Consider the following 20,689-nt stretch of genomic DNA (forward strand, 5'->3'; position numbering starts at 1 on the left):
GGCCCCTCTGGGTGTCGTCCTTGCCACGCTCTCTGTCTCAGCCGCGCTTGCTGTGCTCCCGCCCGGTCCATGCGCATACCCGCTCGCCACCGCCATTCAGATGTTGAGGTAATCTGAATGGCGAGAACATCCCAGGCGTGAGCGGGAGTGGCGATGGTGCGGCTGACGAGGGTGCAGCAGCAGGCGCGGACGCGTGCCGCGGTGCTGGCGGCGGCGCGGGAGGAGTTCGCCGAGCACGGGTTCGTGCCGGCCAAGGTCGATCGGATCGCCGAGCGCGCGGAGTTGACGCGCGGCGCGGTGTACTCGAACTTCCCGAGCAAGCGGGCGCTGTACCTGGCGGTCTTGATCGACCTGGTCGAGAAGGCCGCGCAGGAGGAGGCGACGGTGTCGCCGGACTCCCCGGCCGACGCGCTCGGGGTGTTCGCGCGGGTGTGGCTCGAACGGTTGCCGCTGGTCGGTGACTCGGCGCCGGGCGGGCGGTTGCAGCTCAGGTCGTTGGACGGGGTGTTCGAGGACGGGCACGGGCCCGCGGTGCTGGCGCAGGTCGCTCGGCTGGAGGCGTTGTTGCTGGCCATCGCGCTCGAAGGGGGCGCGCCGGTGCGGCGGGTGCGGGTGGCCGAGTTGGTGCTGACCGTGCTGGACGGCGCCGGGCACCGGGCTGAGACGGCGCCGGGGTTCGGTGATCCGTTCGACGTGGCGCACGCGTGCAGGCACCTGGCCGGGATCGACCTCGGGGACGTCTGGGCTCCGCCGCACCTGCCGTACGTCGCGCCGGCTCTGGTCTGTGCGGACGCGTGGACCGCGCCCCGAGGGCTCGTCGACCGGATCAGCGGTGAGCCGGTCGACCTCGCGAACGGGCTGGTGGTCGTGCTGGGCGCGAACCGTCTCGGCGCGGCCGAGGAGGCCGTACGTGCCGCGCGGCCCGGCGAGCAGGTCGTGGTGGTCGTCGTGTCGGGCGACCGGGAGGAGATCGGTCGCCTCGTCCGGCTCCGGGTGGCCGATGCCGTCGGCTGTCTGCGGAAGGTGTTCGCGGCCGAGGCCTGGCAGCACGTTCGGGTGGTGCTCGACGACGGCGAGCTGGTTGCGTCCGCGCTCGGAGTCACCGACATCGGCGACGAGACCGAGTCCGCGGTCAGCGTGCGCGACGGGGTGATCGTCGCCCGTGCCCACGGACGCGGCGCCGGCCACGCCGCCGGAGCGCGCCGGCGGGAGGCGACGTCGTGAACCTGTTGGTACTGCACGCTTTGCGATGCGTCGGCAGCACCGGACTCACTCGCGTGGCCTCGTTCACCGGGCTGGCGGAGTCCGAGGTCGAGTCCGAGCTGATCGACCTGGCGGTGGCCGGTCTCGTCACGCACGACAGGGGTTTCGGCGGCTGGTCGCTGACCGAGTCGGGCCGCGAGACCGACGCGGCCGGGACCAAGGCGGAGCTGGAGTCGGCCGGTGGTCGTCCCGCGCTGGCCGAGACGTTCGACGAGTTCCTCGTGCTCAACCCGGAACTGCTCGACCTCTGCACGGCGTGGCAGATGCGGTCCGTCGACGGCGTCACGACCGTCAACGACCACAGCGACACCGCCTACGACGCCCGCGTCCTAGGGTTGTTCGTCGACCTGCATGAGCGCGCTGTCGTCGTCATCGCGGCGCTGGCGGCGGTCGTGCCGCGGTTCGCTCGATATGAACCGCGTCTGACGTCCGCCCTCGCCCGTGCGCGGGCGGGGGAGCTGGCGTGCCTGGCCGACAGCATGGACTCGTTCCACACGATCTGGGCCGAGCTGCACGAAGATCTGCTCGCGACGCTGGGGATCGCGCGATGGGGTCGGTGAGGCACCTCTCCGCCGAGCTGTCCGAACCGCCGGAAGTGCTGGGAGGCAAGGCTCACGGGCTCGTGCTGCTGCACCGGCTCGGTCTGCCGGTGCCCGCCGGGGTCGTCGTCACCACCGAGGCGTGCCGGGCGTTCCTCCGCGACGGCGAGCTGCCCGACGGCCTTGTCGACGAACTCGTCGCCGCCGTCGGCTCCCTGGGCGCGTCCATGGTCTCGGTGCGGTCCGGGGCGGCCGTCTCGATGCCCGGCATGATGGACACGATCCTCAACCTCCGCCCCACGCCGGAAGCTCTGGCGGACGCGCTGAAGTCGGTGTTCTCGTCGTGGAACACGCCTCGCGCCCGCACCTACCGCACGTTGCACGGCATCCCGCACGACCTGGGCACGGCCGTCGTCGTGCAGCGGATGGTGTTCGGCGACCGCGACGGCCGCAGCGGCTCCGGCGTGGCGTTCAGCCGCGATCCGAACACCGGCGAGAACGTGCCGTTCGGCGAAGTCCTCTTCGGACACCAGGGCGACGACGTGGTGTCCGGCCGTTCGCTGACCAGGCCGCTGCACGAGCTCGCCGCCGAACCTGGTGTGCGGCAAGATCTTCTCGACGCGCTGCACCGCCTGGAGCAGCACTACCGCGACGCCTGCTACGTCGAGTTCACGTTCGAGTCGGGCAGGCTGTGGCTGCTGCAGGTGCGGCCGGGGAGGTTCACCGGTGCCGCCGCCGTCCGGCTGGCCACCGACCTCGCCGGCGAAGGCGTGATCACCAAGGCCGAAGCGCTCCTCCGCGTTGCGCCCCAACACCTTCACCAGGTCCGCACACCGCGGATCACCCCAGGTGTCGACGTCATCGGACGTGGTCTGGGCGTCTGCCCGGGAGTGGCGGCGGGCAGGGTCGCGGTCACGGCGGACGAGGCCGTGCGCCTCGCCGCCGAGGGCCCGGTCGTGCTGGTGCGGCCGGAGACCTCACCGGACGACATCCGCGGCCTGGCGGCGGCCACCGGAATCGTCACCGCGCGAGGCGGCCCGGCCAGTCACGCGGCGGTCGTGGCGCGTTCGATGGGCAAACCCGCCGTCGTGGGCGTGGCCAGCCTCGTGGTGGGCACGGACTCCGTAGCGTTGGGCGGCACCACCATCGCGGTGGGCACGACGATCAGCATCGACGGGACCAGCGGCGACGTCGTCCTCGGCACACCACCCGTCGTCACGGCGGGAGCGGGCGACCACCTGCGCCGCCTGCTGGAGTGGGCGGACGAGGTGTCGGGGGACCGTTCCGAACGCGAAGAACCAGAGCGGCTCGCTGCCGCACAGGCCGTGCTGGGTGCTACCGGTCGTCCCACGGGGACGTGACCGACTCGTCCCAGTCGTCCTCGACAGGAGCGGGCCGGCGTGCCTGCGGCGGATCCAGCACGGCCGCCGCCCCTGCCAGTGCCCCCACCGCCTCAGCGCGCTGTTCGGGCGACGTCGACTCCACGGTGGCGACCCCGTCCGAGATCGCCTGGGTGAACATCTCGCCGTAGGCGAGGCTGTTTCCCGCGTCCCGCAACGACATCCGTCCGGCCAGCACCTCGCGCGCCATCTCCGCGGCCGGGTCGCGCTGCCCGCCACCTGACAGCAGCCGGAGAACCGACTGCAGCACGCGCTTCTCGTCCACCGGGGGAAGGGTCACAGCGGCGACCCCGGCGACAGCAGCATCGCGGGAACCCGCAACTGGCTGATCCGGCGGTAGTCGACCGTCGCGAGCCACCCCGCGATCCCGTCGTAGAGCTTCGAGACCTCGGACTGCTTGCCCGACAGGTACTCGTAGGCCTGCCGGAACTTGTCGATCCAGTAGTAGAGGATCCCGAGCAGCGCCACGAAGATCGCCGGGTTCGCCGCGCGGGTCAGGGCCTTGCTGGTCAGACCGAACGCGACGGCCGCGTCCACCATCTCTCCGACCACCGTGGTGACCACCTTGCTGAAGCTGCGCACGGCGGTCACGGCGTCCTGGTAGCGCTTGGCGACCTCCTGGCACACCGGCGCGAAGTCCGTCGCGGCGTCGGCGAGGGCGAGCAGGTACTCCCTGGCCTCGTTGCCGGACCGTCCCTCCCAGACCCACTCGGACCCGGCGCCCGCGATGGCGATGTTGCGCCCGATGCCCTCCGCCGCCCTGCCGATCTGGCCCCAGACGATCGCGCAGCGCTGAAACCCGGCCCAGTCGCCGGTGAGCCACGTGAACGCCTCCTGGAACGGGTCCTTGCCCACCATCCACACGGCGGCGCCCCGCACCGCCGCGCTGACGCTGAGCAGGTCGTGCCGCCAGTCGTACTCGAACAGCGGCGTGGTCGCGTGCAGTTCGGGGTCGGTCAACAGGTCCGAGGGCTCGCCCTGGTCGGTGAACGACGGAGCGTCGTTCGACCCGCCGTACCGGCGCGTGAAGTTGGGGCGCGGTCCCTTCATCTCCTGGAACAACCGGTCGAACTTCTGCTGCTGCTCGCCGTCCAGCTTCCCGAAGGCGTCGGCGGTCTGGTCGACGGCTCTGGCCGCGTGGCTGGTCCGGTGGGCGAGCTCCTTGGCCGCGCCGCTCATCATCTGGAAGATCCGCTCGTGGTGACGGGCCGCCACCGTGTCCAGGAGCACGCCGTGCTCCACCCAGCTCAGGTCGCCGTACTTGGCGACGTGCTTGGCACCGTTCTCGCCGTCGGACCCTGCGCGGTGCAGTTGTGCGGTCATCTGCCGCACGCCGTCGAAATCCATCCGGAATTCGTCCGCCACGACACAAGTCCACCACCGCTCCTGGATCGGTACGAGCTGCCGACGGGCCAAGCCGCGCTACGCCGTCCGCTCAGGTGACGGGCATGTAAAGTGCTTTACGTGAAACGCTTGACTGCGGGAGGCCGGCGAGGCAGATTGGAGTTCGTGCCCTTCGATGCCGCCGTGCAGACCTTTCTCGACAGCGCGCCCGAGCTGCCGCCGGACCTCTCCGTCGTCGAGCAGCGGCGCTTCCTGCGCCTGCTGATCGACCTGAACTTCCTGCGGTACGCCGCCCCCGGTCCCGAGCTGCCGGTCGTCACGGACCACCGGGTGAACGACGACGTCCGCGTGCGCGTCTACCGGCCGGCGGCAGGGCGGTTGCCGGTGCACCTGTCGCTGCACGGAGGCGGCTGGTGGACGGGGTCGATCGACGAGGACGTGGTCGACGCGATCCACCGGACGCGCTGCCGGGACAGCCACTGCGTCGTCGTCGCCATCGAGTACCGGCTGGCGCCCGAGCACCGTTTCCCCGCACCGGTCGACGACGCGTTCGCGACGCTGGCGTGGGTGCACGAGAACGCGGACGAGCTGGGGATCGACCCGGCCCGCGTGTCGATCGGCGGGTCCTCGGCCGGGGCGAACATCGCCGCCGCGACGGCGTTGCGGGCGCGGGACGAGTGGGACGGTCCGCCGTTGGTGTTCCAGCTGCTGGAGGTGCCGGCGCTGGACCTGACCTGCGCGACGTTCCTGGCGGAGCTCGACACCCCGGACCTGCGGGACCTCCGTCTGGAGAACCTTCCTGCAGCGGTGGCGGTCTACCTGAACGCGGCCGACGAAGCGCTCTCACCGTTCGCGTCACCGCTGCTCGCGCCCGACCTCACCGGGTTGCCGCCCGCGCACGTGATGACGGCGCAGTACGACGGTCTGCGTGCGGAGGGGGAGGAGTACGGCCGCAGGTTGCTCGCGGCCGGGGTTCCCGCGGTCGTGCGGCGCTACGACGGTGCGTTGCACGGCTCGGCGATGCTCACGAGGACGTGGGCTCCGGCGGCCGAATGGCAGCGCGACGCGGGTGCCGCGCTGCGCGCAGCCCAGTGGAAGAACGACGTTCCGCCAGAGGAGAACCGGTGAACGACCTTATGCAGACCCTGCTGCCCCTGATGGCCGCTGCCGAGGCCGCGGTGCCGTTGCCCGTGCCCGCGAGCCGCGTCCAGCAGCGCGACAGGATCAACCGCGTGACGGATCACCTCGGCGCGCAAGGGGTCGAGCCCGGCCCGGAGGTCGCGTCGGTCGTCGACCACTCCGTACCGGTCGCCGGTGGCGTGATCGACGTGCGGGTGTACTCGTCCGGTTCGGGCGAGCCGCGGCCGTTGTACGTCTACCTCCACGGCGGTTCCTTCTGGCAGGGCTCCGCGGTGTCGTTCGTCGTGGACGCCCTGTGCAGGGAGCGGTCCGCGCTCGGCTTCGTGGTGGCGTCGGTCGAGTACCGCCTCGCGCCCGAGCACCGCTTCCCCGGCCCCGTCGAGGACTGCCACGCGGCACTGGCGTGGCTCGTCGCCGAACACGCGCGCCTCGGCATCGACCCGGACCGCGTGGTGATCGGCGGTGCGTCGGCCGGAGGCAACCTCGCCGCCGCCGTCACGCTGCTCGCCCGCACCCGAGGCCCACGCCTGATGGCGCAACTGCTTGAGGTACCGGCTCTCGACCTGACCGGCGGGCACCTCGTCGACACGGGCAACGGCATGGCGCTGGGCGACGCCGCGATGCGGGAGGTCCGCGAGCTGTACCTGGCGGAACCGGGCCAGGAGTCGGACGAACTGGCCTCCCCGTTGCTCGCCGCGGACCTCACCGGCCTGCCTCCGGCGCTGGTGATGGTCGCCGAGCACGACGAACTGCGCGGCGACGGCGAGGCCTACGCACGCCGCCTCGGCGAGCACGGGGTGAAGGCCGAACTGCGGTGCGTCTCCGGGCACGTGCACGTGTCGCCGCAGTTCACGGCCCTGCTGGAGTCGGCACGGGTGTGGCGCGGTGTCGTTCACGAGTGGCTCACCCGCGTCGCCGCGGGCTGATGGCACGATCACCCGCATGAGTACCGGGGAGCCCGACCGGCACGTGACGATCTACGACGTCGCGTCGCGGGCGGGTGTGTCGATCACGACGGTGTCGAACGTGCTGAACCGGCCCGGCAGGGTCGGCGCGGCGACGTTGCGGAAGGTCCTGGCCGTCATCGACGAGCTCGGCTTCACCCCGAAGGCGGCCGCCGTCAGCCAGGCCCGCAAGGGCGTGGGCCGGATCGGCGTGCTGGCACCCTTCTCGTCCTACACCTCGTACCACGAAAGGCTTTGCGGCGTCCTGCGCGCGGTGCGGGACACCGCGTTCGAGGTCGTGGTGTACGACCAGGAGTCCGCCGCCTCTGCGAGTTCGCCGTTGCTCAGCTCGTTGCCGACGACCGGGCGGCTCGACGGACTGCTGGTGCTCGGCCTGCCGCTGGACCCCGAGATGGCCGACCGGCTCGTGCAGCGGAACCTGCCGACCGTGCTGGTCGACAGCTTCCAGCGCGGGCTGTCGACCGTGAACGTCGACGACGAGCACGGCGGGTTCGTGCTCGGCCAACACCTCGTCGGCCAGGGGTACCGGCGGTTCGTCTACGTGTCCGAGGCACAGCGGTCCGACGCCTTCGTCTCACCGGGACAGTTGCGGCTGCGGGGTCTGCGGCGCGCCTTCGCGCGGGGCGGGCTGCCGGAGGAGTCGCTCAGCCACGTGATCACCAGTCACGACATCGCCGGGGGACGGGCGGCCGCCAAGGAGATCGCGGGGTGGGTGGAGCGGCCCGACGTGGTGATCGCGCACTTCGACGACATCGCCGCGGGGGTGGTCGCGGGGTTCCAGGAGGCGGGGATCCGGGTTCCCTCGGACGTCGCCGTCGCCGGGTACGACGACGGGCCGGTCGCCGAGGCGATGGGGATCACGACCGTGCGGCAGCCGTTCTTCGAGACCGGACGGGTCGGGGGAGCGTTGCTGATCGACCAGGTGCAGGGTGTGTCGAGCAGCGTCCAGCACGTGGAGCTGGCGGCGGAGCTGGTGGTGCGGACGAGCGCCTGACGCGCTGGGTGTGCGCGGGCAACCGTCTTGCCGCAGGGGGCGCGCGCAAGTTGTCGGCCCGCAGCGTGTGCGCGGGCGTGGCGAGTTGTCGGCGCGGGTGCCGTCAGGCCTGTGGCCGGGCTACGGCCGCGCGCTCGGCTTGCGGCCGCAAGCCCGGCCTACGGCCGCGTGCCCGGCCCGAACCCGGTCCACCGCAGCTCCTCCGGCAGGTGGCCCATGTCGTTGTACAGCAACAGATCCGGCGGCATGCCCTCCCGGAACTGGAGCACGGTGAGCCCGGTGTTGCCGCAGCTCATCGACAGCCACCGGTCCGCAGGCGCGCCCAGGGCGTGGCGCACCAGCCAGGCCACCGGGTAGGCGTGCGTGACCAGCACCTCGTGGGACTTCGCCCCTCCCGGCCGCGCGAACCGGTCGGTCAGGGCCTCGGCCAGGCGGGCGCCGGCCGCTGCCTCGGCGGCGTCGTAGCCGTCGAAGAAGCCGGCCCACGCGGGCGGGGGATCGGCCGGGACGTGCGGGACGTGGTCGACGAGTTCCGCCGCCTCGTCGACCAGGACGCCCGGCAGGTGTTCGCCCAGGATCTCGGCGGTGCGCGCGGCCCTGGGCAGGGGTGAGTGCCACACGACGTCGATCGGCAGTCCGGCCAGCCGTTCGCCGAGCAGGTGTGCCTGACGCTCGCCCGTTGGGGTCAGCGTGCCGAACGGGTCTGCCGCGCCGTGACGCGCCACGTAGAGGTGCCGGGTCATCTCACCATTCCTCATGTTGACAACATTGGGATGTTATCAACATCCGAAAAGCATAGGTGTACCGAATGCGCTGCGTCGGACGGGTGAACTGCGGACGACTCGTCATGCAGCGAGGGGACAGTCGTTTGACCATGACTGAGTTGTGGTTGTCGCAACACGAAATTCCAGGTGCGGGGGCACAGTCGGGGTCGACTGCGAAGGAGGCAGGAGTCGATGCAGCGGCTCGACGACGTGCAGGCCAGGGAGCTCACCCTGGCCGCGGTGGGCGCGATCAACAGGAGCGACCACCCGTGGTCCATCGAAGCCGTGCGGTGCCTGGCATCGGATGAGCGGACGCGGGTGGTGGCGATCGACACGTGTGCGGCGATCCTGTTGCGCGGGGTGCCGCGCGGGTCGCTCGACCCGTCCGCGCGGATACCGGTCTCCACGACGGCGGCACAGGACGACACGAGTGCGCAGGCGGCTTCGGACGTGCTGAGCGCTCTGGCGTGTGGTGATGACCAGAGGGTCGCCCTCGTGCTGGCGAGGTTGTCCGAGGAACAGCAGTACGACGCGTTGCTGGTGCTCGTTCGTGGTGCCGCCGCGTGGATCGACGTGTACGTGGGCATCGACGGTGACACCGTGGACGCTTACTACGCGATCGCCAAGGCGGACACGACCTGACCGCCGTTGTGCAGAGTCACCGCACCGCCCATACGGTTTTCGTGGGAGGTCGGCGATGCGAAGCCAGTACGAGTACCTGGCGGTGCTGGGTGTGTGCGTGCTCATCACGGTGCCGTTGGAGTGGATGGGACGCGGCGTCTACCGCCGTGGCCCGGAACTGGCCCGTGCGATCGCGCCGGTGCTGGTCGTTCTCGCGGTCTGGGACGTCGTGGCCATCCTTCGTGGACACTGGAGCTTCCACCCGGAGGCGACGACCGGGTTGCTGATCGGCGGGGTGCTGCCGATCGAGGAAGTCCTGTTCTTCGTTGCGATCCCGCTCTGCGCGGTGCTGACCTACGAGGCTGTGCGCGGGCGGTCGGAACGTTGGTTGCGTGATGGTTGAGGAGTACTCGTTCGCCGCGTTGGCGTCGGTGGCCGTGGTGTTGTCGCTGGAGTTCTTCGTGCTGCGCACGGGGTTGTTCAAGCGGCCCGCCTACTGGGTCACGATGGCGATCGTGCTCGGCTTCCAGGTGCCGGTGGACGGGTGGCTGACGAAGCTCGACGAACCGATCGTGCTCTACGCGGACTGGGCGATCAGCGGGGTGCGGGTGCCGTGGGACATCCCGGTGGAGGACTTCCTCTACGGGTTCGCCATGGTCACGGCGGTGTTGCTGTTGTGGGAACGGGGAAGGCTGGCACGTGAACAAGCTTGAGGTTCCGGGGAAGTTCGACCGCGCCGCGCGCGGCTACGACCTCCTCGTCGGGCTCAACCCCGGCTACCACCAGGCGCTGCGGCGCTCCGCGAGAGCGCTCGGCCTGCGTCCCGGCATGCGGGTGCTCGACCTCGGTTGCGGCACGGGCGCCTCGACCGCCGCACTGGTCGCGGCCGCTCCCGGTGTCGAGATCGTCGCCGTGGACGCGTCGGCGGGCATGATCGAACGGGCGAAGCAGAAGCGCTGGCCTTCTACCGTGCGGTTCGTGCACAGCCGGGCCGAGGACGTGGACGAGGGCGAGTTCGACGCGGTCTTCGCCGCCTACCTGGTGCGCAACCTGCCCGAGCCGGACGGCACGCTCAAGCGCATCCGAGGTCTCGTGAAGCCGGGCGGAACGCTGGTGCTGCACGAGTACTCGGTGCGCGACTCGCTGGTCAGCACGGCACTGTGGACGGTGCTGTGCGGGTTCATCGTGCCGGCCGGCTGGCTGGTCACCGGCGACCGCTCGCTGTACACCTACCTGTGGCGCAGCGTGATGGACTTCGACGGCGCGTCCGCGCTGCGGGACCGGTTGCGGCGCAACGGCTTCACCGGCGTCCGCAGTGCGCCGTTGCCCGGCCTTCAACTCGGCGTGGTGCACACCTTCCGCGGCCACGTGCCGGAACAGGAGCAGCGGTGAGGGATCGCAGGGCCGTGCGGATCCCGGCACCGGCCGGGCGTCCGCAGTTCGGCGGTGACGCGCCCGTCGTGGTCGTGGTGGGCGGTGGCATCGCCGGGCTCTCCGCCGCCGCGCTGCTCGCCGAACGGGGTGCGCGCGTCGTGCTGTGCGAGCGCGAGAAGTACCTCGGCGGACGCGTCGGTGGCTGGAGCACCAGGCTCGCCGACGGCAGCGAGGCGACGATGACGCGCGGCTTCCACGCGTTCTTCCGCCAGTACTACAACCTGCGGGCGTTGCTGAAGCGCGTCGACCCGGCCGGACGTGCCCTGACCGGGCTGCCGGACTACCCGTTGCAGCACGCATCCGGCCACCGCGACGGCTTCGCGAACCTGCCGACCGCCGTGCCGTGGAACGCGCTCGCGTTCCTGCGCAGCAGCCCCACGTTCCGGTGGCGCGACCTGCCCGACGTCAACGCGCGGGCGGCGCTGTCGCTGCTCGACGTGTCCGTGCCGAGGGTGTACGAGGAGCTCGACGGCCTCAACGCCGCGTCCTACCTGGAACAGATCCGCTTCCCGGAGGCCGCGCACGCCCTCGCGTTCGAGGTGTTCTCCCGCAGCTTCTTCGCGCACCCCACGCGGATGTCGGCCGCGGAGCTCGCGGTCATGTTCCACATCTACTTCCTCGGCTCCGGCGAGGGCCTGCTGTTCGACGTGGCCGCCGACCCGTTCCCGCACGGCCTGTGGGAACCGCTCAGGCGCCACCTCACCTCGCTCGGGACGACGGTGTGCACGGGCGTCGAGGTCAGGTCCGTGCTACCGGGGGAGGAGAAGCGGTTCTCCGTCACCATCGGCGACGGCGCGATCGAGGCGGACGCCGTGGTGCTCGCCGCGGACGTCCCCGGCCTGCGGGCACTCGTCGGGGAGTCGCCGTCGCTCGGTGACACGGCTTGGCGCGAGAACATCGGGACCCTGGAGACCGCACCTCGGTTCCTCGTGTCGAGGTACTGGCTCGACACGCCGGTCGACGCGGACCGGCCGGGCTTCCTCGGTACCGGCGGCCACGACCTGCTCGACAACATCAGCGTGCTCAACCACTACGAGCACGAGGCACGGGCCTGGGCCGCGCGCACCGGCGGAAGCGTCGTGGAGCTGCACGGCTACGCGCTGCCGTCCGATGTGGACGAACAGTCGGCGCGAAGGAGGCTCTGGGAGCAGCTCACCGAGGTCTACCCGGAGACCAAGCAGGCCGGTGTCGTCGACGAACGCCACGAGCTGCGCGAGGACTGCCCGCTGTTCCCCGCCGGCGGGTACGCCCGCAGGCCCGCGGTGACCACCCCGGACGAGTTCCTGGTGATGGCGGGCGATCTCGTGCGCATCGACCTGCCCGTCGCGCTCATGGAACGCGCGGCCACGACCGGGTTCGCCGCCGCGAACCACCTGCTGAGCCGCTGGGGCGTCGCGGGCACCGAGCTGTGGTCCGTGCCGACCGAGGGCCGCGTTCCGCTGCTGCGCTCGGCCGCCCGTCGCTGGAGGACGTTGTGATCGTCGTCGTGGGAGCCGGTCTGGCCGGGCTGAGCGCCGCACTGGAACTGGCCGGGGCGGGCGTCGAGGTCACCGTCCTGGAGGCGTCGGACGAGGTCGGCGGCCGGGTGCGGACCGACGTCGAGGACGGCGTGCGGTTCGACCGGGGCTTCCAGATCCTGCTGCCCGCCTATCCCGAGCTGGAACGCCTGAACCTGGACCCGTTCCCGCTCCGGCACTTCCGGCCGGGTGCGTTCGTGCACGACGACGGCAGGCACGACCTGCTCGCCGACCCGCGCAGCGGCCCTTCCGCGTGGGACGGGTTCCTGCGCCAGCACGTCCTGGGCGCGCGGGACGTCGCGGCGATCGCGAAGTTCTCCGCGCCGGACGCCTTCGGGCCGGTGCTGCCGTTGCTGAAGCGGCCCGAACGCACGACCCGCGAGGCGTTGCGGGATCTGGGCGTCTCCGACCGCGCGGTCGAGGCGGTGTTCCGGCCGTTCCTGTCCGGTGTGTTCCTGGAACGCGAGCTGAGCACCTCGTCGAGGTTCTTCCACCTGGTGTGGCGCAGTTTCGCCCGAGGCGGTGCCGCGGTGCCCGCGCTCGGCATGGGGGAGTTGCCCAAGGCGATGGCCGACCGCCTGCCCAGGAACACCGTCCGCCTGGAGACCGCCGTGAAAGCCGTGCACGGCAACGGAGTCGACCTGGAGGACGGCGAACGCCTTGCCGCCGACGCCGTGGTGGTCGCGACGGACGGCACGACCGCGGCCCGCCTGCTGCCGGGACTGGCCGAACCCCGGTGGAACGGTGTGACGACCTGGTACTTCCGACCGCCGCGTTCTCCGTTGCGCGACGGGTGCCTGGTGATCGACGCCAACGGCGGTCCGGTCGTGAACACCGCTGTGATGTCCGAGGTGTCACGTCCGTACTCGCCGCACGCGCCGCTGGTGCAGGCCTCGGTGGTCGGCGAGGCCGACGAGAAGGCCGTCCGGGCACACCTGGACCGCCTGTACGGCACGGACACCAGCCGGTGGGAGGTGCTCAAGCGGTCCGACATCCCGCACGCCATCCCGGCGATGACCGCGCCGCACCGGCTGAAGCAGTCCGTCCGCGCGGGCGAACGGCGGTACGTGTGCGGCGACCACCGCGACACCAGCTCGATCCAGGGAGCCCTGCACTCGGGACGCAGAGCCGCACACGCCGTGCTGACCGACCTGCGCGGTGGTCAGTGACGCTGCTGCTGTTCGGCGACCAGTTGGGGCCGCACTTCTACACCGGCCACGACGAGATCGTCATGATCGAGTCGGCGGCGGCGTTGCGCCGCAGGCCGTACCACCGGCAGAAGCTGCACCTGGTGCTGTCCGGCATGCGGCACCTCGCCGCCGAGTTCCCGGAACGCATCACGCTCGTGCGCGCGAACACCTACCGCGAGGCCATCCGCGAGCTCGACGGCCCGCTGGTCGCCTACCAGCCGGGTTCGGTCGCCGCGCACCGGATGCTGACCGAACTCGGCGTCGAAGTGCTGCCCACACCGGCGTTCGCGTTGTCCCGCGACGAGTTCACGGCGTGGGCGGGGCCGCGCGAGCGGTTCCTGATGGAGGACTTCTACCACTTCCAACGAGCGCGGTTCGACGTGCTGATGGAGGGCGACAGCCCGGTGGGCGGCCGGTGGAACTTCGACGCCGAGAACCGCGAACCACCACCGAAACGCGGCAGGCTGGGCGTTCCGGCGCCGTGGTGGCCTGAAGAGGACGACATCGACGCGCGGGTGCGGGCCGACCTCGACGCGATGGACCTGCCGGCGGTGGGCAGGGACGGCCCGCGCCGGTTCGCCATCACGCGCGAGGAGGCGTTGAAGGCGTTGGAGGTCTTCCTGCGCGACCGTCTCCCGCACTTCGGCCCGCACGAGGACGCCGTGCTGACCAAGGACTGGACGATGGCGCACTCGCTGCTGTCGGTGCCGCTCAACCACGGGCTCCTGCACCCGCTGGAGGTCGTCTACGCGGCGGAGGACGCCTACCGCAACGGTGGCGCGCCGCTGGCGAGCGTCGAGGGGTTCGTCCGGCAGGTGCTCGGCTGGCGCGAGTACGTGTGGAACCTGTACTGGCACCTCGGCCCGGACTACCGCGACCACAACGGTTTCGGCGCCACGACGGCGCTGCCGGACTGGTGGGCGGAGCTGCGGCCGGCGATGGTGCGGGCGGCGTGCCTGCGGACCGCGTTGGAGGGCGTCCGCGACCACGGCTGGGTGCACCACATCCAACGGCTGATGGTGCTGGGGAACCACGCGCTGCAACGGGGTTACGACCCGGCGGCGCTCAACGACTGGTTCGTCACGTCCTTCGTGGACGGTTTCCCGTGGGTGATGCCGGTGAACGTGATCGGCATGAGCCAGCACGCGGACGGCGGCGTGATCGCGACCAAGCCGTACCTCAGCGGCGGCGCCTACCTCAACCGCATGACCGACCACTGCAAGACGTGCTGGTTCGACCCGAAGCTGCGCACGGGAGAACGCGCGTGCCCGTTCACCGCGGGCTACTGGGCGTGGCTCGACCGGCACGAGAAGCAGGTGAGCGGCAACCACCGGATGATCCGCGCCGTGCAGGGCCTGCGCCGCCTCGCCGACCTGGACGAGGTCCGCGTGGGGGAACGGGACCGGCAGGTCTTCTAGGCCGTGGGTCGCGTGACCGACGACTAACGGACGCGGTTCAGCACGATCGCGATCGCCTCGGTCAGGGACTTCGGCCGGCGCACGGACGGCGGCAGCGGCACGCCCTCCCAGCCAGCCCCCGCGACCGCGATCAGCGCACCGGACCGCGTGCCGAGCACCTCCAGCGGAACGCGCAGCGCGAGGTCGGTGCTGTGCGCCCAGACCAGCACCACGGTGGGGCGCAGGCGTTCCACGGCGTCGCACAACGCCTCGGCTGGCACCCGTGCGCCGAGGTTGCCCCAGGTGCAGCCCTCTTCGGACAGTGCCGCGCCCAACGCCTCCAGCGGCAGCCAGTGCTGCTCGTCCGGCGCGCACGACAGCAGTGCTGAGAGCGCTCCCGTTCCGCCGGCACGGGGAATACCGCGCAGTGCGTGCAACACGCTTCCGCTGGCGAGATGTTCGATCTCCACGCCCTGGCCGCTGGTCACGACCAGGTCACCCAGTTCCACGAGGGCGGGCACGAACACCGCTTCCCACGCGGACACGACACCGTGGTCGCTGAGGAGCCCCGAGGCGAGGCCGGACATCGCGGGTTCGTCGAGACGTTTCGCCGCTGTGAGGAAACTGTGTTGCGCCACCAGGGCTTCCGCGGAACCGATCGGGGTGCGCGGGCCGGTCGGCGCGGCGACGGGCTTCTGCCGGGCCAGCACCGCCGCGGCGGCCGCGGCCACGCCCTGCGCGGTCAGCACGACCATCCGGCGCAGCACCTCGACGTCCGCGTCCTCGTAACGGCGGTGGCCGCCGTCGGTGCGGATCGAGGGGCCCAGGCCGTAGCGCTGGTCCCAGGTTCGGAGCGTGGTGGGCGCGACGCCGAGCATGCCGGCCACCGCTCGTGGCGTGTACGTCACGTCCTACGAGCACGTTTCGCGAGAATCGCCCTCAACTCACTTTCCCCGAGTCCACCCCAGATGCCGAAGGTCTCGTGCACCTCCAGCGCGTGCGATCGACATTTTTCCATGACCGGGCAGCGCTGGCAGATGGCCTTGGCCGCGGCCTCGCGCTGGTCCCGTGCGGAGCCGCGTTCGTTGGGCGTGTGGAAGAAGTAGGTGCTGTCCATGCCACGGCAGAGACCGCGGAGCTGCCAGTCCCACGACTCCGCGACCGGCTGAGGCAGACGGGACAGTTCGGGCATGACGCACGTCCTCTGATGAGTCGACCTCGATGGTGGAGCACCATCCTAAAATCGACTCAGAAACGACGCAACTCGGGTCGGTCAGTCCGGGAACCGACCCACCTGGCGCAGTGCGTACCGGCGTTCGGCGTAGGCGAGGTCGTCGCGCCACAACCGGGCAGCCGCCCAGCTCATGACAGGGCGCAACGCCCCCGCCGCAGGCTTGGCCAGCGCGAACCCGCGCCGTCCCGAGTGCGCGATGGTGGCCTCCACGACCGCCGTGCGGCCGTCGCGGATCGGCGTCGCGTGCGTCTCGACGACGCTGCCCTCACCCTCGCCCTCGACGATGTGCATCACGACCGTGCGCGGCTCCGGGCAGGTGAACGCGGCGATGACCGGCACCCCGACCCGTCCGGCGAGCCGGAACGTCACCTCCACCAGGAACCGGTCGTCCGCCTCCGTGGGTGTCTCCAGCACGTGCAGGTTCGCGAACGAGTAGGGGTGGAACCAGGCGCCGTGCCACGGGTCGAGCCTGTTCGCGACCACGTCCTCCGGGTCGCAGCGGCCGATGAGCGTGGCCACCGCGTCGATCGACCCCGCCGGCGGGCGTTCCGGCAGCACGGGCGCGTCCAGCGGCTCCTCACCGCCTGCCTGGTCGAGGCGGACCCACACCAGCACGCCGTCGTCGTGCGAGGGGAACGGTGTCCACGCGCCGAACCGCGTGCCGTCGAGCGCGAGCCCGTGCCAGCGGCAGATCAGCTTGCCCTCGGCCACGGCGCCGTCGCACAGAGGGGCGCCGAGGTGCGGGCACGAACCCGATCCGGCCATCAGCACGCCGTGGGGTCCGCGCCAGAGCACGACCTCCTGGCCCGCGATGGTGCGGCCGCACGGCTTGCCCTTCACGACGTCACGACTGGCGCCCGCGACGAACCAGTTGCCCGACGGCCGCGCGGTGGCGCGCTTGAGCGCCGCCTCGATCAGCGCGGGCTTGGCGTCCTGCCACGTCGGCCGCTGCTCGCGCCACGGAGGGCTGGAGTAGATCCGCAACGGGATCCGGTCGCGCATGGTCTTCCTCTCTTCAGGCCGCACGGGCGAACACCGCCCTCGCCAGCGCGGGCAGGGCGACGGCGAGGCGCCTGCCGTTCGACACGACGACGCGGCGCGACAGCACGTCGCAGTCCGCGCCCTCGACGAGGTCGAGGATCCGCCCGTACAGGCGGTAGGCGGTGAGCACGCACGGCCGGGAGCGCGGCGCGAGCATGCCGATGCCCGGCCACGCCCGTTCGTAGTGCTGCCGGGCCCTGCGCACCTGGTCGCGCAGGGCGGCCCGCACCTGCTGGTCGGCGTGGCCCGCGGCCCGCGCGTGCAGCAGGCGCTCGCGGTCCACACCGAACTCCGCGAGCTCGTCGGCGGGCAGGTACACCCGGCCGCGGTCGAGGTCCTCGCCGACGTCGCGGATGAAGTTCGTGAGCTGGAACGCCACCCCGAGCGCCGCGGCGGCGGGCTCGGCCTCCTCCCTCGGCACGCTCGTGCCCAGCACCGGGAGCACCTGCAGACCGATCACGGCGGCGGAACCGTGCACGTACCGGTCTAGATCGGCGAACGTGGGGTAGTCGGTGACGGTGAGATCCATCCGCATCGACGCCATGAAGTCCCGGAAGTGCTGAACCGGGATGTCGTAGCGGTGCACGGTGTCGATCAGCGCCGCCAGCACGGGGTCGTCCGTGGCTCCGGCGTCGAGCGCGGCCTGGAGGCGAGCGTCGATCGCGCCGAGCTCAGCGACCTTGGCGTCGATTCCACTGTGGACGTCGTCGACCACGTCGTCCACCCACCGGGCGAACCCGTAGAGGGCGTGCACGGCGGGTCGCTGCTCCGCGCCGAGCAACCTCGTTGCGAGGTAATAGGTCCGGCCGTGCAGTGCGTTGAGCTCGCGGCAGCGCCGGTACGCGTCGCGCAACGCCGGTGCGGTGATGCCCGCGGCGTCCAGTTCGCGTTCAGCCGACATCAGCGGTCCTTTCCGCGGGGTGAGTGCCTCCACGCTAAGTCCGCGAGTTGCCCTCCGCACAACGACAGAACTCATCATGCAGACCCGTCACCGCGCTGCTTAGCTCGGGACACCGATCTCCCGCCGACTCCCGAGGGAACGCCGATGTCGCTGCTGACCAGCGTGGACGCTCGCCCGTCGCAGGTGGACGACTTCCGCGTCCTGCTCGACGAAGCACTGCACGACTTCCTGCGCACCCGTCAGGACCTGGCCCCCGAGCTCACCGCGGAGCTGCGCGAGCTGATCCTCGCAGGCGGCAAGAGGATCAGGCCCACGTTCGCCTGGTGGGGCTGGCGCGCGGGAGGGGGTGCGCCTCCGGTGGACGCCGTGGTGCGCGCCCTGGTGGCCCTCGAACTCCTCCAGTGCTGCGCGCTGGTGCACGACGACGTCATGGACCGTTCGGCGACCAGGCGTGGCAAGCCCTCCGTGCACGAGTCCTTCGCGGCGCGGCACCGGCGGGAACGCTGGGCCGGGAGCGCCCGCCAGTACGGCGACTCGGCGGCCGTCCTGGTCGGTGACCTCGCGCTGGCCTGGGCGGACGACGCGCTGGTGACCGCCGGTCTGCCCGGCGACGCGCTGACCCGCGCTTGGGCGCCATGGCAGGCGATGCGCACCGAGATGATCATGGGACAGCACCTCGACCTGCTCGGCGTCGCGCGGCGCGAGGAGTCCCTGGAGGCCGCTGTCCGCGTGGCGGCGCTGAAGACCGCCGCCTACACCGTCGAACGGCCGTTGCACCTCGGGGCGGCGCTCGCGGGGGCGGACGACGACGTCGTGGACAGCCTGCGCGCGTACGGCCACGACATCGGCGTCGCATTCCAGTTGCGCGACGACCTGATGGGCGTCTTCGGCGACACCTCGCTCACCGGGAAGCCGGTGGGGGAGGACCTGAGGGAGGGCAAGCGGACGCCGTTGATGGCGATCGCCTTCTCTCGCGCGCAGGACAAACCCGCCGCGCAGAGGCTGCTGCGGCGCTGCCTGGAGAGCGGGAGCGTGAGCGACCGGACGGTCAGCGACGTGGCCGCGTTGCTCGTGGACCTCGGGGCCGTCGCGGCGGTGGAGCAGCACATCGAACGGCTGGCGGCGTCCGGGGTCGCGGCGCTGGAGCGCGCGGCGATCGACGATGATGCCCGTCATGAACTGGTGCGCCTCGCAGGCCGTGCCGTAGCTCGAACGACCTGAGTGGGGAACGCAGTGGTGCACGTGGTGAAGGGCCGCACGGACCGCGTGGTCGTGGTCGGCGCGGGGCTCTCGGGGTTGTCGGCGGCGTTGCACCTGCGCGGTGCCGGCCACGAGGTGACCGTCGTCGAACGGCATCCGCACCCCGGCGGGCTTGCGGGCAGGCTCGACGTGGACGGCCACCGGATCGACACCGGGCCGACCGTGCTCACCATGCCGGAACTGCTGGACGACGCGTTCGCCGCGGTGGGGCGCAGGCGTGAGGACCACCTCGAACTGCTGCCGCTGCACCCCGCCTACCGCGCGACGTTCGCCGACGGCACGGCGCTCGACGTGCACACCGACGGGGACCGCATGGAGCAGGCGGTCCGCGAGTTCGCGGGCGATCGGGAGGCGCAGGGGTACCGCGACCTGCGGGCGTGGCTCACGAAGCTCTACGAGGTGGAGCGCGACCGGTTCATCGGCGCGAGCTTCGACTCGCCGCTGGACCTCGTCGGACCCGACCTGGTGAAGCTCACCCGGCTCGGTGGGTTCGGTTCGCTGGGCAAGGCCGTGGGGCGGTTCCTGAAGGACGACCGGCTCCGGCGGGTGTTCACGTTCCAGGCGCTCTACGCCGGTGTCGCACCGAAGGACGCTCTCGCCGCCTATGCCGTCATCGCCTACATGGACACCATTGCGGGAGTGTGGTTTCCGCGCGGTGGCATGCGGGCGGTGCCGCAGGCGATGGCCGATGCCGCTGCTTCGGCCGGAGTGCAGTTCCACTACGGCGTGGAAGTCGACTCGTTGGAACGGGTCGGCAACCGGGTCAACGCCGTGCGCACCGCCGACGCGCGCATCCCTTGTGACGCGGTGGTTCTGGCCACGGGCCCGGCGCAGAGCAGCAGGCTGTTGCACGGACGGCCGCGCCGGATCCTGCCGCTGCGCTGGTCGCCGTCCGCGGTGGTCGTGCACCTGAGCGCCGGCAGGGTGGCGGACGACCTCGCCCACCACACGATCTCGTTCGGGGAGAAGTGGGACGGGACGTTCGACGAGATCGTCCGGCGGGGCGAGCTGATGAGCGATCCGTCACTGCTGCTCACCACGCCCACGCTGACCGATCCCGCGCTGGCACCGGAGGGGCGGCACCTGCAGTACCTGCTGGCGCCGTGCCCGAACCTCGACGCCGCGCCGTTGCGCTGGGACGCGCTGGCGCGGCGGTACGCCGAGCAGATCATCGACGAGATGTCGGCGCGCAAGCTCCTCGTCGACGCCGAGCCGCTGGCCGTGGTGACACCGGACGACTGGGCTCGTGACGGGCAGGCCGCCGGCACGCCGTTCTCCGCCGCCCACACGTTCGCCCAGACCGGGCCGTTCCGGCCGGGCAACCTGCCGTTCCGCGACGGCAACGTGGTGCTGGCGGGCAGCGGCACCACGCCCGGCGTCGGGATCCCGCCGGTGCTGATCTCCGGACGGCTGGCGGCCGAACGGCTGCGGCGGTGAGCACGGTCGCGCGACGGCTTGAGCAGTCGATCCTGGATCTGCTGGAGGCACGCGGCCCGGCCAAGTCGATCTGTCCCTCGGAAGCCGCACGTGCCGTCGGTGACGAGGGGTGGCATGACCTCATGGAACCGGCGCGCGAGGTCGCGCGGGAGTTGGCCGTGCAGGGGAGGGTCGTGGTCACGAGCGGGGAGAAGGTGCTCTCACCCGACGAAGAATGGCGTGGACCCGTCCGCATCCGCTGGCCGTGA

The 20,689-nt window shown here is 71.5% G+C and carries 23 protein-coding genes; 16 read left to right on the plus strand and 7 right to left on the minus strand.

From position 1 onward, the window contains the following. Nucleotides 1-153: 153 nt before the first annotated feature. Genes ACFWN2_RS12155 through ACFWN2_RS12165 form a run of 3 tightly spaced genes read left to right on the plus strand, consistent with a single transcriptional unit; the run spans nt 154 to nt 3,163 of the window. Complete coding sequence (locus ACFWN2_RS12155; RefSeq protein WP_382426954.1) at nt 154-1,224, plus strand: TetR/AcrR family transcriptional regulator; 1,071 nt, start codon at nt 154-156, stop codon at nt 1,222-1,224. Further along, a complete protein-coding gene (locus tag ACFWN2_RS12160; protein WP_382426956.1) occupies nt 1,221-1,823 on the plus strand; it encodes a transcriptional regulator in 603 nt (200 codons plus the stop codon). The genes ACFWN2_RS12155 and ACFWN2_RS12160 overlap by 4 nt, the downstream gene beginning before the upstream one ends. Then, on the plus strand, nt 1,811-3,163 hold the full coding sequence (locus ACFWN2_RS12165; RefSeq protein WP_382426957.1) for a PEP/pyruvate-binding domain-containing protein: 1,353 nt from the start codon (nt 1,811-1,813) through the stop codon (nt 3,161-3,163). Before ACFWN2_RS12160 ends, ACFWN2_RS12165 begins: the two co-directional genes overlap by 13 nt. Here the strand turns inward: ACFWN2_RS12165 and ACFWN2_RS12170 are convergent. Together ACFWN2_RS12170 and ACFWN2_RS12175 are read right to left on the minus strand one after the other, a co-directional pair. Continuing rightward, a complete protein-coding gene (locus tag ACFWN2_RS12170) occupies nt 3,138-3,467 on the minus strand; it encodes a hypothetical protein (RefSeq protein ID WP_382426958.1) in 330 nt (109 codons plus the stop codon). The two genes, ACFWN2_RS12165 and ACFWN2_RS12170, sit on opposite strands and share 26 nt — an antisense overlap. 11 nt (nt 3,468-3,478) lie before the next feature. Then, nucleotides 3,479-4,567, minus strand: coding sequence for a hypothetical protein (locus ACFWN2_RS12175; protein WP_382426959.1), 1,089 nt, complete (start codon nt 4,565-4,567; stop codon nt 3,479-3,481). Nucleotides 4,568-4,711: 144 nt separating this feature from the next. Here ACFWN2_RS12175 and ACFWN2_RS12180 point away from each other — a divergent pair, with 144 nt between their 5' ends. The 3 genes from ACFWN2_RS12180 to ACFWN2_RS12190 are packed head-to-tail and all read left to right on the plus strand — an operon-like array spanning nt 4,712 to nt 7,645. After that, complete coding sequence (locus tag ACFWN2_RS12180; RefSeq protein WP_382426960.1) at nt 4,712-5,674, plus strand: alpha/beta hydrolase; 963 nt, start codon at nt 4,712-4,714, stop codon at nt 5,672-5,674. Further along, nucleotides 5,671-6,612: an alpha/beta hydrolase gene (locus tag ACFWN2_RS12185; protein WP_382426961.1), complete on the plus strand. Its 942-nt coding sequence runs from the start codon at nt 5,671-5,673 to the stop codon at nt 6,610-6,612. Before ACFWN2_RS12180 ends, ACFWN2_RS12185 begins: the two co-directional genes overlap by 4 nt. A 16-nt stretch (nt 6,613-6,628) precedes the next feature. Next, nucleotides 6,629-7,645, plus strand: a complete 1,017-nt coding sequence (locus tag ACFWN2_RS12190; RefSeq protein ID WP_382426962.1) for a LacI family DNA-binding transcriptional regulator — start codon at nt 6,629-6,631, stop codon at nt 7,643-7,645. Nucleotides 7,646-7,803: 158 nt separating this feature from the next. Here ACFWN2_RS12190 and ACFWN2_RS12195 read toward each other — a convergent pair whose 3' ends face one another. Next, nucleotides 7,804-8,403 (minus strand): histidine phosphatase family protein, encoded by a 600-nt coding sequence (locus tag ACFWN2_RS12195; protein ID WP_382426963.1) that lies wholly within the window; start codon nt 8,401-8,403, stop codon nt 7,804-7,806. Nucleotides 8,404-8,601: 198 nt separating this feature from the next. On the opposite strand from ACFWN2_RS12195, the gene ACFWN2_RS12200 reads away from it, so the two are divergent. From ACFWN2_RS12200 to ACFWN2_RS12230, 7 genes are read left to right on the plus strand one after another with little or no spacing between them, the layout of a single operon-like run. Beyond that, nucleotides 8,602-9,051 (plus strand): hypothetical protein, encoded by a 450-nt coding sequence (locus ACFWN2_RS12200; RefSeq protein WP_382426965.1) that lies wholly within the window; start codon nt 8,602-8,604, stop codon nt 9,049-9,051. Nucleotides 9,052-9,106: 55 nt separating this feature from the next. Then, nucleotides 9,107-9,433, plus strand: a complete 327-nt coding sequence (locus ACFWN2_RS12205) for a lycopene cyclase domain-containing protein (protein ID WP_382426966.1) — start codon at nt 9,107-9,109, stop codon at nt 9,431-9,433. After that, nucleotides 9,426-9,743, plus strand: a complete 318-nt coding sequence (locus tag ACFWN2_RS12210) for a lycopene cyclase domain-containing protein (protein ID WP_382427450.1) — start codon at nt 9,426-9,428, stop codon at nt 9,741-9,743. The genes ACFWN2_RS12205 and ACFWN2_RS12210 overlap by 8 nt, the downstream gene beginning before the upstream one ends. Next, on the plus strand, nt 9,730-10,422 hold the full coding sequence (locus ACFWN2_RS12215) for a class I SAM-dependent methyltransferase (protein ID WP_382426967.1): 693 nt from the start codon (nt 9,730-9,732) through the stop codon (nt 10,420-10,422). Before ACFWN2_RS12210 ends, ACFWN2_RS12215 begins: the two co-directional genes overlap by 14 nt. Continuing rightward, nucleotides 10,419-11,942, plus strand: coding sequence for an FAD-dependent oxidoreductase (locus tag ACFWN2_RS12220; protein WP_382426968.1), 1,524 nt, complete (start codon nt 10,419-10,421; stop codon nt 11,940-11,942). The genes ACFWN2_RS12215 and ACFWN2_RS12220 overlap by 4 nt, the downstream gene beginning before the upstream one ends. After that, nucleotides 11,939-13,150 carry an NAD(P)/FAD-dependent oxidoreductase gene (locus ACFWN2_RS12225; protein WP_382426970.1) on the plus strand — a complete coding sequence of 404 codons (1,212 nt, stop codon included), beginning with the start codon at nt 11,939-11,941 and terminating at the stop codon, nt 13,148-13,150. The genes ACFWN2_RS12220 and ACFWN2_RS12225 overlap by 4 nt, the downstream gene beginning before the upstream one ends. After that, nucleotides 13,147-14,589 carry a cryptochrome/photolyase family protein gene (locus tag ACFWN2_RS12230; protein ID WP_382426971.1) on the plus strand — a complete coding sequence of 481 codons (1,443 nt, stop codon included), beginning with the start codon at nt 13,147-13,149 and terminating at the stop codon, nt 14,587-14,589. Before ACFWN2_RS12225 ends, ACFWN2_RS12230 begins: the two co-directional genes overlap by 4 nt. A 23-nt stretch (nt 14,590-14,612) precedes the next feature. Here the strand turns inward: ACFWN2_RS12230 and ACFWN2_RS12235 are convergent, their stop codons facing one another. The 4 genes from ACFWN2_RS12235 to ACFWN2_RS12250 form a co-directional block, all read right to left on the minus strand. Beyond that, entirely contained in the window at nt 14,613-15,476 is an 864-nt protein-coding gene (locus tag ACFWN2_RS12235) for a MerR family transcriptional regulator (RefSeq protein ID WP_382426973.1), read from the minus strand. Further along, the gene (locus ACFWN2_RS12240) at nt 15,473-15,760 is read right to left on the minus strand and encodes a WhiB family transcriptional regulator (protein ID WP_382426975.1); all 288 of its coding nucleotides are present in this window, start codon (nt 15,758-15,760) and stop codon (nt 15,473-15,475) included. Before ACFWN2_RS12240 ends, ACFWN2_RS12235 begins: the two co-directional genes overlap by 4 nt. A gap of 81 nt (nt 15,761-15,841) precedes the next feature. After that, a complete protein-coding gene (locus ACFWN2_RS12245) occupies nt 15,842-16,804 on the minus strand; it encodes a DUF5914 domain-containing protein (RefSeq protein WP_382426976.1) in 963 nt (320 codons plus the stop codon). Nucleotides 16,805-16,817: 13 nt separating this feature from the next. Continuing rightward, on the minus strand, nt 16,818-17,744 hold the full coding sequence (locus ACFWN2_RS12250) for a phytoene/squalene synthase family protein (RefSeq protein ID WP_382426978.1): 927 nt from the start codon (nt 17,742-17,744) through the stop codon (nt 16,818-16,820). Nucleotides 17,745-17,888: 144 nt separating this feature from the next. On the opposite strand from ACFWN2_RS12250, the gene ACFWN2_RS12255 reads away from it, so the two are divergent. Genes ACFWN2_RS12255 through ACFWN2_RS12265 form a run of 3 tightly spaced genes read left to right on the plus strand, consistent with a single transcriptional unit; the run spans nt 17,889 to nt 20,689 of the window. Then, nucleotides 17,889-18,965 (plus strand): polyprenyl synthetase family protein, encoded by a 1,077-nt coding sequence (locus tag ACFWN2_RS12255; protein WP_382426979.1) that lies wholly within the window; start codon nt 17,889-17,891, stop codon nt 18,963-18,965. A gap of 15 nt (nt 18,966-18,980) precedes the next feature. Beyond that, nucleotides 18,981-20,441 carry a phytoene desaturase family protein gene (gene crtI / locus ACFWN2_RS12260; RefSeq protein ID WP_382427452.1) on the plus strand — a complete coding sequence of 487 codons (1,461 nt, stop codon included), beginning with the start codon at nt 18,981-18,983 and terminating at the stop codon, nt 20,439-20,441. Continuing rightward, complete coding sequence (locus ACFWN2_RS12265; RefSeq protein ID WP_382426980.1) at nt 20,438-20,689, plus strand: DUF3253 domain-containing protein; 252 nt, start codon at nt 20,438-20,440, stop codon at nt 20,687-20,689. The genes crtI and ACFWN2_RS12265 overlap by 4 nt, the downstream gene beginning before the upstream one ends.

Source organism: Lentzea sp. NPDC058436, assembly GCF_042721515.1.
Taxonomy (GTDB): Bacteria; Actinomycetota; Actinomycetes; order Mycobacteriales; family Pseudonocardiaceae; genus Lentzea.

What these genes read in the sequence shown, in the direction of transcription:
- ACFWN2_RS12195 (WP_382426963.1), bottom strand. Translation starts at nt 8,403, where the DNA reads ATGAGGAATGGTGAGATGACCCGGCACCTCTACGTGGCGCGTCACGGC.
- ACFWN2_RS12210 (WP_382427450.1), top strand. Translation starts at nt 9,426, where the DNA reads ATGGTTGAGGAGTACTCGTTCGCCGCGTTGGCGTCGGTGGCCGTGGTG.
- ACFWN2_RS12165 (WP_382426957.1), top strand. Translation starts at nt 1,811, where the DNA reads ATGGGGTCGGTGAGGCACCTCTCCGCCGAGCTGTCCGAACCGCCGGAA.
- ACFWN2_RS12255 (WP_382426979.1), top strand. Translation starts at nt 17,889, where the DNA reads ATGTCGCTGCTGACCAGCGTGGACGCTCGCCCGTCGCAGGTGGACGAC.
- ACFWN2_RS12240 (WP_382426975.1), bottom strand. Translation starts at nt 15,760, where the DNA reads ATGCCCGAACTGTCCCGTCTGCCTCAGCCGGTCGCGGAGTCGTGGGAC.
- ACFWN2_RS12250 (WP_382426978.1), bottom strand. Translation starts at nt 17,744, where the DNA reads ATGTCGGCTGAACGCGAACTGGACGCCGCGGGCATCACCGCACCGGCG.
- ACFWN2_RS12205 (WP_382426966.1), top strand. Translation starts at nt 9,107, where the DNA reads ATGCGAAGCCAGTACGAGTACCTGGCGGTGCTGGGTGTGTGCGTGCTC.
- ACFWN2_RS12190 (WP_382426962.1), top strand. Translation starts at nt 6,629, where the DNA reads ATGAGTACCGGGGAGCCCGACCGGCACGTGACGATCTACGACGTCGCG.
- ACFWN2_RS12245 (WP_382426976.1), bottom strand. Translation starts at nt 16,804, where the DNA reads ATGCGCGACCGGATCCCGTTGCGGATCTACTCCAGCCCTCCGTGGCGC.
- ACFWN2_RS12155 (WP_382426954.1), top strand. Translation starts at nt 154, where the DNA reads ATGGTGCGGCTGACGAGGGTGCAGCAGCAGGCGCGGACGCGTGCCGCG.
- ACFWN2_RS12200 (WP_382426965.1), top strand. Translation starts at nt 8,602, where the DNA reads ATGCAGCGGCTCGACGACGTGCAGGCCAGGGAGCTCACCCTGGCCGCG.